The organism is Burkholderia sp. FL-7-2-10-S1-D7 (assembly GCF_001524185.1).
Lineage (GTDB): Bacteria > Pseudomonadota > Gammaproteobacteria > Burkholderiales > Burkholderiaceae > Burkholderia > Burkholderia diffusa.
The window spans coordinates 132,744-146,833 of the sequence record NZ_LOWY01000008.1 but is presented as its reverse complement, the minus strand read 5'-3'; the positions used below and the strand labels follow the sequence as shown (position 1 = coordinate 146,833).

Annotated in this window: 11 protein-coding genes and 1 riboswitch; of the genes, 7 read left to right on the top strand and 4 right to left on the bottom strand. The window is 68.8% G+C overall.

Translation table 11 applies throughout. The features are described from left to right. The first annotated feature begins 40 nt into the window (after window positions 1-40). From WS75_RS01695 to WS75_RS01680, 4 genes are all read left to right on the top strand, one after another. Window positions 41-745: a chemotaxis protein CheW gene (locus WS75_RS01695; RefSeq protein WP_059678872.1), complete on the top strand. Its 705-nt coding sequence runs from the start codon at window positions 41-43 to the stop codon at window positions 743-745. Continuing rightward, entirely contained in the window at window positions 742-3,063 is a 2,322-nt protein-coding gene (locus tag WS75_RS01690; protein ID WP_059678871.1) for a hybrid sensor histidine kinase/response regulator, read from the top strand. Before WS75_RS01695 ends, WS75_RS01690 begins: the two co-directional genes overlap by 4 nt. Then, complete coding sequence (locus WS75_RS01685) at window positions 3,060-4,079, top strand: chemotaxis response regulator protein-glutamate methylesterase (protein WP_059678870.1); 1,020 nt, start codon at window positions 3,060-3,062, stop codon at window positions 4,077-4,079. Before WS75_RS01690 ends, WS75_RS01685 begins: the two co-directional genes overlap by 4 nt. A 60-nt stretch (window positions 4,080-4,139) precedes the next feature. Beyond that, window positions 4,140-4,242, top strand: a riboswitch (Fluoride riboswitch). A gap of 79 nt (window positions 4,243-4,321) precedes the next feature. After that, complete coding sequence (locus WS75_RS01680; protein WP_059678869.1) at window positions 4,322-5,563, top strand: voltage-gated chloride channel family protein; 1,242 nt, start codon at window positions 4,322-4,324, stop codon at window positions 5,561-5,563. A gap of 87 nt (window positions 5,564-5,650) precedes the next feature. Here the strand turns inward: WS75_RS01680 and WS75_RS01675 are convergent, their stop codons facing one another. Together WS75_RS01675 and WS75_RS01670 are read right to left on the bottom strand one after the other, a co-directional pair. After that, entirely contained in the window at window positions 5,651-6,364 is a 714-nt protein-coding gene (locus WS75_RS01675) for a riboflavin synthase (protein ID WP_059678868.1), read from the bottom strand. Window positions 6,365-6,480: 116 nt separating this feature from the next. Then, the gene (locus WS75_RS01670; RefSeq protein WP_059678867.1) at window positions 6,481-8,343 is read right to left on the bottom strand and encodes an ABC transporter ATP-binding protein; all 1,863 of its coding nucleotides are present in this window, start codon (window positions 8,341-8,343) and stop codon (window positions 6,481-6,483) included. A gap of 484 nt (window positions 8,344-8,827) precedes the next feature. On the opposite strand from WS75_RS01670, the gene WS75_RS01665 reads away from it, so the two are divergent. Then, window positions 8,828-9,709, top strand: a complete 882-nt coding sequence (locus WS75_RS01665) for a Dyp-type peroxidase (protein ID WP_059678866.1) — start codon at window positions 8,828-8,830, stop codon at window positions 9,707-9,709. 101 nt (window positions 9,710-9,810) lie between these two features. Here the strand turns inward: WS75_RS01665 and WS75_RS01660 are convergent, their stop codons facing one another. After that, the gene (locus WS75_RS01660; RefSeq protein WP_059466564.1) at window positions 9,811-10,212 is read right to left on the bottom strand and encodes an OsmC family protein; all 402 of its coding nucleotides are present in this window, start codon (window positions 10,210-10,212) and stop codon (window positions 9,811-9,813) included. A 117-nt stretch (window positions 10,213-10,329) separates the two neighbouring features. Further along, on the bottom strand, window positions 10,330-11,250 hold the full coding sequence (locus WS75_RS01655) for a LysR family transcriptional regulator (protein ID WP_059678865.1): 921 nt from the start codon (window positions 11,248-11,250) through the stop codon (window positions 10,330-10,332). 469 nt (window positions 11,251-11,719) lie between these two features. Between WS75_RS01655 and WS75_RS01650 the strand changes: the two genes are divergently transcribed. After that, window positions 11,720-12,781: a helix-turn-helix domain-containing protein gene (locus WS75_RS01650; protein ID WP_059678864.1), complete on the top strand. Its 1,062-nt coding sequence runs from the start codon at window positions 11,720-11,722 to the stop codon at window positions 12,779-12,781. Next, window positions 12,730-14,046, top strand: a complete 1,317-nt coding sequence (locus WS75_RS01645) for an Nramp family divalent metal transporter (protein ID WP_059678863.1) — start codon at window positions 12,730-12,732, stop codon at window positions 14,044-14,046. The genes WS75_RS01650 and WS75_RS01645 overlap by 52 nt, the downstream gene beginning before the upstream one ends. Window positions 14,047-14,090 lie beyond the last annotated feature (44 nt).

The following is a 14,090-nucleotide window of genomic DNA, read 5'->3' as shown; positions in this document are numbered from 1 at the left end:
ATACGGGTTGGGAGCCGACATCGGGATGACCGAGGAAAGAATGAACCGCGACGCCGTTGCCACTGACGACACGACGATCGGCGTCGACGATTGCTGGAACCGGATTGGCACACGCGGCGATCGCTCGTGCGAGCGGCTGGCGGGCTGCCTGCGCTGCCTGAACTGTCCGGTCTACGCGTATCACGCGGCGAAGCTGCTCGAACGCCCGCTCGCCATCGCCGAGATGGCCGACGCCACGCAGCGGATCAGCGCGTTCGACGCGACCCGCGCGCACGGCAAAGACGATACATGCCAGGCGGCGCTGGTGTTTCGCGTCGCCGACGAATGGCTCGCGCTGCCGATCGGTGTGCTGCGCGAGATCGCCGGCACGCGCCCGATCCATTCGCTGCCGTATCGCCGGCATTCGGCCGTGCGCGGCGTGGTCAACATTCGCGGCACGCTGCGCATCGCGATCTCGATCGGCGCGCTGCTCGGCCTCGACGCGGGCAACGGGGGCAACGGCGGTGGCGACGGCCGTTTCACGCGGCTGCTGGTCGCCGCGCATCAGGGCGAGCCGGTCGTGTTTCCGGTCGACGAAGTCGAGGGCGTGCTGCGCTTCGGCGCATCCGAATGGGTGCCGGTGCCGGCGACGGTCGGGCGCGCGAGCGCCGGCCTGTCGCGCGGTGTGCTGTCGTGGCGTGGCAAGTCGGTCGGCCTGCTCGACGACGATCGGCTGTTCGACGCCGTGACACGGAGCATGCGATGAGCGGCGATGACGATCTGAGCCACCTGTCGTTGCTCGAGCTGTATCGCGAGGAGACGCGCACGCAGACCCAGGCGCTGTCGGAATGCCTGCTCGCGCTCGAATCGGGCGAGCCCGACTCTGTCGCGCTAGAGGCGTGCATGCGTGCCGCGCATTCGCTGAAGGGCGCCGCACGCATCGTCGGCGTGCCGCAGGGTGTCGACATCGCGGGGCGCATGGAAGAATGCTTCGTCGCCGCGCAGGCCGGCACGATCGCGCTGACGGCCACGCACGTCGATGTGCTGCTGGCCGGCGTCGACCTGCTGGTGCGCGTCGCCGATCCGGAGGCGGCGCAGGTGTCGCCGACCGAGATCGAGGCGTTCGCGCTGGCGCTGACAGGTGCCGACGGCGCGCACGCGATGCCGGTCGCGGCCTCGGCCCCGGCGTTCGCGCCGCCGCCGGCACCGCCGTTCGTCGTGCCGCTTCGCGAGCACGACGGCGCCGCGAACGAATCCGTGGGGGCCGGCGCCGCGGTGCCGCCGCTCGCCGTGTCGGCGGCCGTGCCCGATCCGGTCCAGGCGGGCCGCGCGGCCGGCGCGGGCGCGATGCGCCGCGTGCGGGCCGATACGCTGAACCGGCTGCTGAGCCTGTCCGGCGAGTCGCTCGTCGAATCGCGCTGGCTCAAGCCGTTCGCGGAGTCGATGCTGCGCGTGAAGCGTGCGCAGCGCGATGCGGCCCGGTCGCTCGATCTGTTGTACGAACAGTTTGCCGACGATCTCGACGCGGGCGTGCTCGCGTCGGTGAACGAAGTGCGGCACATGCTCAACGACCTGCAGCGCTCGCTCGCCGAGCGCATGGACGAATTCGATCGCTTCGAGCGGCGCAGCACGCACATCGCCGAGCAGCTGTACGACGAGGCGCTGCAGTGCCGGATGCGGCCGTTCGGCGACGCGACGCGCGCGTATCCGCGCATCGTCCGCGATCTCGCGCGCTCGCTCGGCAAGCAGGTACGCTTCTCGATCGTCGGCGAAGGCACGCAGGTCGACCGCGACATCCTCGACCTGCTCGACGCGCCGCTCGGCCATCTGCTGCGCAACGCGATCGATCACGGCGTCGAATCGCCCGACGTGCGTCGGGCGCGCGGCAAGGCGGCCGAGGCGAGCGTCACCCTGGAGGCGCGCCACAGCGCCGGCTCGCTGCTCGTCAGCGTGATCGACGACGGGCCGGGCGTGGACATGGATGCGTTGCGCGCGTCGGTCGTGCGCCAGCGCCTGACCGACGACGAGACGGCCGCGCGGCTGTCCGATCCCGAACTGCTCGAATTCCTGCTGCTGCCGGGCTTCTCGATGCGCGATGCGGTGACCGACGTGTCGGGGCGCGGCGTCGGCCTCGACGCCGTGCAGGAAATGGTGCGCGGCGTGCGCGGCGCGGTGCGCATCTTCAACGAGCCCGGCGCGGGCATGCGCTTCGTGCTGCAGCTGCCGCTCACGCTGTCGGTGATCCGCAGCCTGCTGGTCGAGGTCGGCGGCGAGCCGTACGCGTTTCCGCTCGCGCACGTGCGCCGCACGCTCGAGCTCGCGCACGACGATATCGACGTGCTCGAAGGGCAGCCGCATTTCCCGTTCGACGGCCGGCGCGCAGGCCTCGTCGCCGCACACCAGTTGCTCGACGCGGGCGAGCCCGACGTCGCGCGCACGAGCACGGCGGTCGTGGTCGTCGGCGGGGAACCCGAGCTGTATGGCGTCGCGGTCGACCGCTTCCTCGGGGAGCGGATGCTCGTCGTGCAGCCGCTCGACAGCCGCCTGCACAAGATCCAGAACATCGCGGCCGGCGCGCTGCTCGAGAACGGCGACCCGGTGCTGATCGTCGACGTCGAGGACCTGATCCGCTCGGTCGACAAGCTCGTGCGTGGCGGGCAGCTCGCGCGGCTCACGCGTGATCCGCAACTCGCGCTCGTCGATCGCCGCCGCCGCGTGCTCGTCGTCGACGATTCGCTGACGGTGCGCGAGCTCGAGCGCAAGCTGCTGGAAAAGCGCGGCTACGATGTGACGGTCGCGGTCGACGGGATGGAGGGCTGGAACGCGGTGCGCAGCGACGCGTTCGATCTCGTCGTCACCGACGTCGACATGCCGCGCATGGATGGCATCGAACTCGTCACGCTGATCAAGAACGACCCGATGCTCAAGCGTGTGCCGGTGATGATCGTGTCGTACAAGGACCGCGACGAGGATCGACGGCGCGGGCTCGATGCCGGCGCCGACTACTACCTCGCGAAGAGCAGTTTTCACGACGAGGCGCTGCTCGATGCGGTGCACGACCTGATCGGGGACGCACGCGGATGAACATCGGCATCGTCAACGATCTGCCACTGGCCGTCGAGGCGCTGCGCCGCGTGCTCGCGCTGCGCACGGACCACCGCGTGCTGTGGGTCGCGACCGACGGCGACGAGGCCGTGGATTTCTGCATCGCCCATCCGCCCGACCTCGTGCTGATGGATCTCGTGATGCCGAAGGTCGACGGCGTGGAGGCGACGCGGCAGATCATGGCGCGCGCGCCGTGCGCGATCCTGATCGTGACGGTCAGCGTCAGCGCGAACACGTCGTCGGTCTACGAGGCGATGGGTGCCGGCGCGCTCGATGCGGTCGACACGCCGACGCTCGCGCTCGGGCTGTCGACCGACGCGTCGCCGCAGGCGCTGCTCGCGAAGATCGACCAGATCGGCCGGCTGCTCGAAAGCCGGACCCTGACGCTCGTGCCGCCCGGCCCGGCCCCCGCGCGCGGCCTGCCGACGCTCGTCGCGATCGGCGCGTCGGCGGGCGGGCCGACCGCGCTCACCGCGCTGCTGCGCGCGCTGCCGGCGGATTTTCCGGCTGCACTCGTGATCGTGCAGCACGTCGACCAGGCGTTCGCGGTCGGCATGGCGGAATGGCTCGACGGCTATACGCAGCTGCCCGTGCGTGTCGCGGCGGAGGGCACTGTGCCGCAGGCGGGCGAGGTGCTGCTCGCGGCGACCAACGATCACCTGTACATGTCGCCGCGCGGCGTGCTCGGCTATACGCGGCATCCGGCCGAGACGCCGTACCGGCCGTCGATCGACGTGTTTTTCAACAGCGTCGCCGACGGCTGGCAGGGCGATGCGCTCGGCGTGCTGCTGACCGGAATGGGGCGCGACGGGGCGCTGGGGCTGAAGGCGATGCGCGCGAAGGGTTGCTACACGATCGCGCAGGACGAGGCGACGAGCGCCGTCTACGGGATGCCGAAGGCGGCCGCGGCGATCGGCGCCGCGTCGGCGATCCTGCCGCTCGAGCGAATCGCGCCGCAGCTGATCTCGCGCGTGACGCGCTTGGCGCTCGACTGACGGCGCGCGGCGGCCCCGGCGGGGCTGCATTGCGCGCGCCGCGCGGCGTCGCGTACAATTGCCGCCTGCGGAGATGGCATGCCTCCCTGCGGTCGATCCCGGCGCGTCGCGCGCGGCTCGGCCCTCAACCGCCGGTTACCCGGCTGATGATGCCTGCGTGTTCCTGGGTCGTCAGGAGGTCGCAGGCCGTCCATGCGGTGTTCTGCCACCCAGGTTTCGATGTCCCGTCGAATCTGGAAATCATGTTTTTCTCGACTTCTGCCGATTTTTTCGCGACCGTGCGCTACGTGTGCCGCTGGCTCGCGCTCTCCGCCCTGCTTGGTGCGCTGGCCGGCACGGCTTCCGCGTTGTTCCTGATCGCGCTCGAGTGGGCGACCGGCACGCGTGTCGCGCATCCGGGGCTGTTGTGGGGACTGCCGGCAGCCGGTTTCGCGACCGGCTGGGTCTACCACCGGTTCGGCCAGTCGGTCGCGCGCGGCAACAATCTGCTGATCGACGAAATTCACGACCCGAAGGCGCTCGTGCCGAAGCGGATGGCGCCGCTCGTGCTCGTCGCGACCGTCGTCACGCACCTGTTCGGCGGGTCGGCGGGCCGCGAGGGCACGGCCGTGCAGATGGGCGGCGCGCTCGCCGATCGCGTCACGCACCTGTTCCGGCTCGATCGCGAGCATCGGCGCGTGCTGCTGATGGGCGGCATCGCGGCCGGGTTCTCGTCGGTCTTCGGCACGCCGCTCGCGGGCGCCGTGTTCGGGCTCGAGGTGCTCGCGATCGGCCGCGTGCGGTACGACGCGCTGCTGACCTGCGTCGCGTCGGCGATCGTCGCGGACATCGTGTGCCGCGCGTGGGGCGTGCATCACACCGTTTATGCGATTCCGTTCGTGCCGGCCGTGTCGGCCTCGGGGTTGATCGCGACGGTCGTCGCGGGTGTCGCGTTCGGCGTCGTCGGCCGGCTGTTCGCGTTCGCGACGCATGCGCTGACCGCATGGTTTCGCCGCGTCGTGCGCTACGCGCCGCTGCAGCCGGTGCTCGGCGGCGCGCTGGTGGCGGTGGCCGCCACCGTGCTGACGGTGCCGCAGTATCTCGGGCTCGGGATCCCGACGATCGAGGCCGCGTTTCACGGGCCGCTGCCGGCCTACGATTTCGCGGGCAAGTTCGCGTTTACCGTCGTCACGCTCGCGTCGGGATTCAAGGGCGGCGAGGTGACGCCGCTGTTCTATATCGGCGCGACGCTCGGCAACGCGCTCGGCCAGGTGCTCGCGCTGCCGGTGCCGGTGCTCGCGGGGCTCGGCTTCGTCGCGGTGTTCGCGGGCGCGGCCAACACGCCGGTCGCGTCGACGATCATGGCGATCGAACTGTTCGGCGCGGATATCGGCGTCTATGCGATCGTCGCCTGCGTGGTCGCCTATCTGTTTTCCGGACACGCGGGGATTTATCGATCGCAGCGGGTGGCGGTGGGGAAGGGGGCGCGGGTGGAGGCGGACTGACGCCGCGGGCGGGGCGCCCGACCGCGGGGTGTCGACGGAAACCGGCACCCGGTGATCGCGCCGATCACCGGGAGCGGGGGGCGTCCGTCACGCCTTCGGCAGTTTCGCGACGTTGCGCGCGAGCAGTTCCTCGATGTCGATGCCTTTCTCTGCGAGCAAGGTCGTCACGACACCGGTCAGTTCCCCGAGCGTTTCCTTGACCGACTCCCGGATCGTATCCACGACGACCTGGGTGCTGCGCTCGATCTCGATATTGACCTTGTCGTTGACGCCTTTGGCGTCGAAGGTGGTCGCGCGTCGCGTTTCGGGAATCAGCCAGACGTCGAACCAGCCTTCGTCGCGATCGACGTCCGACACGGTGAGGCTGCAGCCGTTGATCGCGATATAACCCTTCGCGAACACATAGCGCTTGAAATCGGCCGGCACGCCGATGCGGATCATCCGGTTGTGTTCGGACGACGCGATATGCAGGATCGTCCCCATGAAGTCGACGTGACCGGACAGCGGATGCCCGCCGATTTCCGCGCCGTCCTTCGCGGCCCGTTCCACGTTGACCCGGGCGCCGGTCGTCAGGTCGGCCAGCGTGGTGATTCTCAGGCTCGGCAACATCACGTCGAAGTCGATCAGCAGCGGCGAGTGGATGGTCGTCACCGTCAGGCAGACGCCGTCGACCGAGACGCTCGCGCCGATCTCGATGTCGGTGGTGAACCGCTCGGGGAATTCGATGCTGAACGTTCTCAGTTCGCCGTGATCCTTGATGGCCTTGATGACGCCAACACCCTGAACAATGCCTGTAAACATGATCCGCCTTTCGTCGCAAATTGCCTGGCCGGTATGATAAGTGATCGCGGAGGGTGGCGTCGGGGCCGGACGCGCAGTGGCAGTGCGCCGCGCGTCCGGCCGCAACCGGGTTGCCATCACGCCTCCGCCGGCTGCCCCCGCGGGCCGGCATCGCCGTTGACCGCGCGCGGCGGCGAATCGATCAGGCCCTTCGCCAGCTCCAGCGCCTGCCGCTCGAACAGCCGGCGATACATGCCGCCGTCGATGCGGATCAGCGCGTCGTGGTTGCCTTCCTCGATCACCTTGCCGCGATCGAGCACGAGCAGGCGGTCGAGCGAGCGCACCGTCGACAGCCGGTGCGCGACGACGAGCGTCGTGCGGCCGACCATCAGCCGCTCCATCGCCTGCTGGATCAGCACCTCGCTTTCGCTGTCGAGGCTCGACGTCGCTTCGTCGAGGATCAGGATCGGTGCATCCGCGAGGAACGCGCGCGCGATCGCGACGCGCTGGCGTTCGCCGCCGGACAGCTTGATGCCGCGCTCGCCGACGAGCGTGTCATAGCCGTCCGGCAGCGCGGCGATGAAGTCGTGCGCGCTGGCGAGACGCGCGGCGCGCTCGATCTCCGCACGGCTCGCGTCGGGGCGCGCATACGCGATGTTCTCCGCCAGCGTGCGGTGGAACAGCACGGGTTCCTGCTGGACGATCGCGATCTGGCTGCGCAGCGAATCCTGCCGCACCTGCGCGATATCCTGGCCGTCGATCGTGATGCGGCCGCCCGACACGTCGTACAGACGCTGGATCAGCTTGATGAACGTCGTCTTGCCCGACCCGGAATGGCCGACGAGGCCGACCCGCTCGCCGGGCGCGATGCGCATCGAGAAGTCGTCGTACAGCGGCACGGGATGGTTGCCATAACGGAACGTCACGTGCTCGAAGCGGATCTCGCCTTGCCCGATCCGGATCGCCGGCGCGCCGGGACGATCGTCGATGCCGAGCGGCTGGCGCTCGAGCGCGACGAGCTCTTCCATGTCGTTGACCGAGCGCTGCAGGTTGCGGATGTGCATGCCGACGTCGCGCAGGTAGCCCTGAAGCATGAAGAACATCGTCAGCGAGAACGCGATGTCGCCGACGCTCGCTTCGTCGTTCGCCCACAGCCGCAGCGCGACGCCGATCATCGCCGCCTGCATCGCGACGAGCATCGCACCCTGCAGCCCGCCGTTGAGCGTGCCGCGCACCCACGTGCGGCGCGTGCGCTGGCGCCACTTGCCGATCACGCGTGCGAGCCGCGCTTCCTCGCGCGTTTCCGCGCCGAACGCCTTGACGACCGCGTTGCAGCTCACCGCGTCCGCGAGTGCGCCGCCCATGCGCGTGTCCCACATGTTGCCGAGCCGCGCGGCCGGCGCGACGATGGCGAGCGACACGGTGACCGTCACCGAGATGTACAGCAGCGAACCCACGCCGACGACGAACCCCATCACCGGCCAGTGCGTGCCGAGCAGCACCGTCGCCCCGACGAGCATTGTGACCGACGGCAGCAGTGCGATCAGCACGGTGTCGTTCAACAGGTCGAGCGCCCAGATCCCGCGCGTGATCTTGCGCACGGTCGACCCCGCGAAGCTGTTCGCGTGCCAGTCGGTCGAGAAACGCTGCACGCGATGGAATGACGCGGCGGCGATCTCGCTCATCATCTTCAGCGTAAGGGTAATGATGTTCAGATAGACGCCCTGCCGCAGCAGCGTCGCGCCGATGCCGAGCGCGGCGAGCGTGCCGAACGCGACGACGGCCGAATGCCACGCGGCGGCGCGGTCGGTCAGGCCGATCGACAGCGCGTCGACGAGGCGCCCGGCGAACAGCGGTGTGAGCACGTCGGCAAGCGCGCCGAGCAGCGCCAGGGTCGTGATCGTCGCGATGCGCACCGGCTGCTTGCGCCAGTAGCGGAACGTGAAGCCGAAGACGGCCTGGAATGCCTGGCCGCCCAGATGGGTGGTTTTTCTGGTCATGTATCGTTGCCCGGCGCATCGCGCGACGGGACTTTCCGGTTCGGAGAACGTCGAAAACGCAACAGTCCGGCCGCGCGGACGACGCGGGCGAAACGAAACGGACTGTCGGGAAAATGCGCGGGCGGCGAGTTAGCGGAGCACTCGGGAGCCGGCGCGGACGACGGGCTGGATCAGCCGCGCCGTGGGACCACGTTCGGGAAGGCTGCTGGCATTCGGAACATCTGCACCTCCCTGAAGTGAACGGTTGAAAGGACGCCGAAAAGACGTGAAGGGATTTTATCAGCAGTGCCGGCGTCGCCGCAACGTCTGACGAATGCGGCGTTGCAGCGTCGATACGGTTAGTATTCGGGGTTTCGGCCCTTTTGCGTGCGGGTTCCGTGGTGCGGTGCCGCACGGGCCGGCGGGCCGCATCGATTACACTTTGCCGTTGCGCGCCGGCCGCTGCGGCCCCGCGGATTCACCCCGATACATTCCTGAGGAAACGATGAGCGACGTTCAGCAAGGCATCCTGGCTCCGATCGACACGGCGGCCCGATACCTCACTTTCACGATTTCGAACAACGGCAACGTGGCAGCGGCGCTGACGGCTTTGCGCGAGCTCGTCGACGGGCGCGACACGGTCGTGGGCTTCGGACAGGCGCTGGCCGCACATCTCGGGCGTCCGGTCCCGGGCCTCACCGACTATCCGGCGTTCGCGGTCAACGACCGCACGCTGCCGATCACGCCGGCCGACGTCTGGGTCTGGCTGCGCGGCGACGATCGCGGCGAACTGGTGCTGCGTGCGCGGACGATCGAGCGGGCGCTTGCGCCGGCGTTCGCGTTGCAGGACGCGGTCGACGGGTTCCGCTATTCGAACGATCGCGACCTGTCGGGTTACGAGGACGGCACCGAGAACCCGACCGGCGATGACGCGCTGGCCGCGGCGATCGTCACGGGGCAGGGCGCGGGTCTCGACGGTTCGAGCTTCGTCGCGGTTCAGCAATGGCTGCACGACTTCGACCGGATGGAGCGCATTGCGTCCGGGGACATGGATCACATCGTCGGTCGCCGCCGCTCGGACAACGAGGAACTCGACGACGCGCCCGAGTTCGCGCACGTGAAGCGCACCGCGCAGGAGAGCTTCGAGCCGGAGGCGTTCATGCTGCGCCGTTCGTCGCCGTGGTCCGACGCGCGCCGCGCGGGGCTCTACTTCGTCGCGTTCGGCTGTTCGTTCCGCGCGTTCGACGTGCAGATGCGCCGGATGAGCGGCGCGGACGACGGCATCGTCGACGGCCTGTTCCGTTTCACGCGACCGCTGACGGGCGCGTATTTCTGGTGCCCGCCGGTGAAGGACGGCAAGCTGGATCTGTCCGCGCTCGGACTGTAAACGCCGGGCGACATCCGCAAACGGGCGGGCCGCGCATCGTGCGCGGCCCGCCCGTTTTACTTGTTGCGTATCGATCGTGTGCGGCGCGGTGCGTCGTCCCGTCAGTTCAGCGTCGTTTCGATGCGCGTCCCGCGCTTGATGAACAGCGTCACCGGCGTCTTCTCGCAGATTTCCGCGAGCCGCTGGCGCTGCGCATCGTCGAGCGGGCCATCGAGCGTCACGACGCGGCGCACGTATTGCTGCCCTTCGCGATCGGCGTGCAGTTCGGTGCGCACGTCGATGCGGACGGCCGGCCACGTCTTGCGCTGCATGTACATGCGCAGCGTCGCGGCCGTGCATTGCGCGAGGCCGGCCAGCACGAACTCGAACGGCGCCGGCCCGAGGCCCTGTCCGCCTTCGCGCGGCGCTTCGTCGCCGGTCAGTGCGTGCGTGCCGGCCTGCAGCTGGACGACGTAGTCGGGTGCGTCGGCGGCGAGGGTGGCGGCAGCATGGATGAGCGGCATGGCAAGACTCCGGCAAGCGAGGAAAGAGGCGGCCGCGACGATGCGGCGTACGAGCCGCCAGCATACCGTCTCGCGGAAAATCGTGGGCGCTGCGCGCGTCGGCGGGGCTCGCCAGGATCAGCCGGCGACGCCGGCACTCCGGCGCACGAGCGTGGCGATGCGTTCGCGCACCCACTGGTGCGCGCGGTCGGTTTCGCGCGACTCGTGCCAGTAAGCGAGCAGCGGAAACGGCTTGAGCCGCAGCGGCAGCGGCTGCACGGCGATCGGCAGCATCGCCGCCATGCGCAGCGCATACGTGCGCGGCAGCGTCAGCAGCAGGTCGCCCGTCGCGGCGATCTGGCAGGCAGCGAAGTAATGCTGGCAAACGAGCTGGATGTGACGGAAGCGCCCGTCGTTGCCGAGCAGCACGTCGAGCGATTGCGGTTCGCCGAGCGACGACACCGCGACATGCCCTGCGGCGAAATAGTCGCCGCGCCGCAGCGGACCGCCGGTCAACGGATGATCGTGCCGCATCGCGACGACGAGCGAATCGTCGAGCAGGTGTTCGGTCGCGATGCGCGGACCGGTCTGCACGCGTCGATCGACGACCAGATCGAGATTGCCTGACGCGAGTTCGCGTTCGATGTCGTGCACCGCGATGCGGCGGCTCACGAATCGCAGGCCCGGCGCTTCGTCGGCGAACGCGGCGACGATCTGCGGCAGCGCGATCGATTCGAGCACGTCGCGAATACCGACCGCGATGCTCAGGTCGAGCGTTGCCGGGTCGAATGCCGACGGGTCGCGCGCGGCGCGCTGCAGGCCGGCGAGGTGAAGCTGCACGTCCGCGATGATCGTGCGCGTGCGCTCGGTCGGCACGACGCGGTTGCCCTGGCGGACGAACAGCGGATCGTCGAAATGCGCGCGCAGACGGTTGAGCGCATGCGTGACTGCCGGCTGCGTCAGATGCAGCGCACGGGCGGCCGCGCCGATGCCGCCGTGCACGTAGACGGCATCGAGCACGCGGAACAGGTTCAGGTCGAGACGATGATCGGCGGGCACGGACGAAGTCGGCGGGGTGGACGGTGGAGCGATTCTAAGGGATGCGCGAACCACGGAATGCGGGTGCGTGCATCGGAGAGACGATCGATGCCGTTCGATGCGTGTCGATGACGATCGAGCCGATACGCGAGCGTGTGCGCAGCCGATGCGCGACGCGAATCATGCGAACGATGCGAGCCTGCCCATCGGCATGCGCATTTCCGCACGGCCGCACCAGCGGTCGGCGACAGCCTGTTGAAATCCGCCATCATACTGTCCCGGTCTGCCATTTCATGCCAAAGACACGACCCGTTCGGCTAAGATGCCGTCGCTTCATATTTCGAGATAGCCGTCCCTGTCGCACGCGTTCAAACCAAATATAAGCCTGACAGTTCGACGGTATTACAAGAAGTCGAAACAGTCCGGGGGCTTGGCATTGGAAGCAGCAGATCAGAGGTGGGTCGTAATCTATTTGAGTACGGGGTTTTCCTTGGCGCAGGCCGCGCGCCTTGGCGAGGCCTTCAACCTGGCGAATCGCCTGCACGCGTTCAGTGCGGATTACGAGTTGAAGTACGTATCGGAAAGCGGGGGGCTGCTGCAGTCGTCGTCGGGCGTGCAGATCGCCGCCGATCCGCTCGGCGATGAGCACGGCCCTCGTGCACTCGCGTTCATTCATCTTCATGGCGACCGCGCGTCGGTCAACTGGAGCGATGCATTGCGGCGTCGCCTGAGCGATATCCACCGGCATGCGCGATGGATCGTCGATGCGATGGACCTGTCGACGCTCGCGGCGTCGCACCGGCAGACGGATGCCGGTCACGCGCGAAGCGGTCGCGCGCGCTGCGCGGCGGCCACGATCGAACGGCAGGCAGGCGAGGCCGACGTGTTCGCGGCCGTGCTCGACATGTTCCGCGCCGATCTCGGCGACAGCGCCGCGCAGGAGATCGCCAGCAACCTGATGCGGCCGGTCGAGCAGCGCTACACGCAGTCGATGTGGGCGTTTCGCGAGCTGAGCGCGAGCCCGTCGATCAGGATGTCGGTGCAACGGCTGCGCGCGCAGAGCGCGAACCGCATTTCGATCGCGGAAGTCGCCGAGACGGCCGCGATGAGCGAGCGCAATTTCCTGCGGCGCTTCAAGAAGGAAATCGGCGTGACGCCGACCGAGTTCGTGCAGCATGTGCGGCTCGAGCGCGCATGCCACATGCTGATCCACACGACGCTGCCGGCCGACAAGGTCGCGCGACGCACGGGCTTCGGCAGCGGCGAGCGTCTGGCGAAGCTGTTTCGCCAGCGCCTGCGGGTGTCGCCGACCGAATTTCGCGTCGCCGAGCGCGAGCGGATCCTGACGGACGGCGCCGGCGCGGCCGATCCGCAACTCGTGCCGCGGCCCGCGAAAGCAGGCGGCGAGCGGGCGAGCCGGGGCGCGCGCGTCGATGCGCGGGAGAAAACGGTGCGGATGACCGTAAAATCACCGTGTCGCGATCACGATCCCCGGTTTCCATGCCCTTGCTCCCCACTACCGCCACCGCCCCCTTCTGCCCGTCGGAAGTAAAGGGCAGCATCACGATCGACGCCGGCGCGTCGCGGTGGATGAAGCTCAAGCGCTTCTTCGGCCCGGGCCTGCTGGTCGCGATCGGCTACATGGATCCCGGCAACTGGGCCACCGACATTCAGGCCGGCTCGCAATTCGGCTATTCGCTGCTGTGGGTCGTCGCGTTCTCGAGCCTCGCCGCGATCTTTCTGCAGATGCTCGCCGCGCGGCTCGGCCTCGTCGCGGGCAAGGATCTCGCGCAGGCCAGCTACGACCGCTATGGCCGCTTCGGCCGCATCGTGCAGTGGGTGACCGCCGAGGTGTCGATCATCGCGTGCGACATCGCCGAAGTGCTCGGCTGCGCGCTCGCGTTCAAGCTGCTGCTCGGCGTGCCGCTCGCGTGGGGAATCGTGCTCACCGCGCTCGACACGGTGATCGTCCTCGGGCTGCAGGGCAAGGGCGTCCGGCAGATCGAGGCGATCGTGCTCGGGCTGATCGCGACGATGGCGTTCTGCTTCGTCGCGCAGGTCGCGATCACGCCTCCCGACTGGCATGCGGTCGCGGCGGGACTCGTGCCGGGCGATCCGGGCCATGACCGCAAGGACGCGATCGTGCTCGCGCTCGGCATCGTCGGCGCGACGATCATGCCGCACAACCTGTATCTGCATTCGTCGGTCGTGCAGACGCGCCATGTCGTCGGCGGCACGCGCGGCCTGATCCGCGACACGCTCGCGCTGGTGCGGATCGACACCTTCGTGTCGCTGTTCGTCGCGATGCTCGTCAATGCGGCGATCCTGGTCGTCGCGGGCGCGGCGTTCCATGCGGCCGGCCGGCACGACGTGACCGACATCGAACAGGCGTACCGGCTGATCACGCCGATCGCGGGCGGCGCTGCCGCGCTGCTGTTCGGCATCGCGTTGCTCGCGTCGGGGCAAAGCTCGACGCTGACCGGCACGATTGCCGGCCAGGTGATCATGGACGGCTTCCTGCACACGAAAATCCCGTGCTACCAGCGCCGGCTGATCACGCGCGGGCTCGCGCTGATGCCCGCGCTGATCGGCGTGCTGTGGCTCGGCGAGAACTCGGTCGGGCAACTGCTCGTGTGGAGCCAGGTGCTGTTGAGCCTGCAGTTGCCGTTCGCGATGTGGCCGCTGATCCGCTCGGTGAGCGATCGCGACATGATGGGCGAGCATGCGATCGGGCGCAGGATGCAGGTCGCCGCGTGGGTGCTGTTCGCCGTCATCACCGGCACGAACCTGTTGCTGATTACGGGTGTCGCGGGTTGATACAGCCTGTCACAGGCTGAAACAGGCGCGTGGCGCGCGTGCGG

Coding starts and splice junctions, on each gene's coding strand:
- WS75_RS01645 (WP_059678863.1), top strand. CDS start 12,730: ATGCCCTTGCTCCCCACTACCGCCACCGCCCCCTTCTGCCCGTCGGAA.
- WS75_RS01695 (WP_059678872.1), top strand. CDS start 41: ATGAACCGCGACGCCGTTGCCACTGACGACACGACGATCGGCGTCGAC.
- WS75_RS01680 (WP_059678869.1), top strand. CDS start 4,322: ATGTTTTTCTCGACTTCTGCCGATTTTTTCGCGACCGTGCGCTACGTG.
- WS75_RS01675 (WP_059678868.1), bottom strand. CDS start 6,364: ATGTTTACAGGCATTGTTCAGGGTGTTGGCGTCATCAAGGCCATCAAG.
- WS75_RS01660 (WP_059466564.1), bottom strand. CDS start 10,212: ATGCCGCTCATCCATGCTGCCGCCACCCTCGCCGCCGACGCACCCGAC.
- WS75_RS01670 (WP_059678867.1), bottom strand. CDS start 8,343: ATGACCAGAAAAACCACCCATCTGGGCGGCCAGGCATTCCAGGCCGTC.
- WS75_RS01685 (WP_059678870.1), top strand. CDS start 3,060: ATGAACATCGGCATCGTCAACGATCTGCCACTGGCCGTCGAGGCGCTG.
- WS75_RS01665 (WP_059678866.1), top strand. CDS start 8,828: ATGAGCGACGTTCAGCAAGGCATCCTGGCTCCGATCGACACGGCGGCC.
- WS75_RS01690 (WP_059678871.1), top strand. CDS start 742: ATGAGCGGCGATGACGATCTGAGCCACCTGTCGTTGCTCGAGCTGTAT.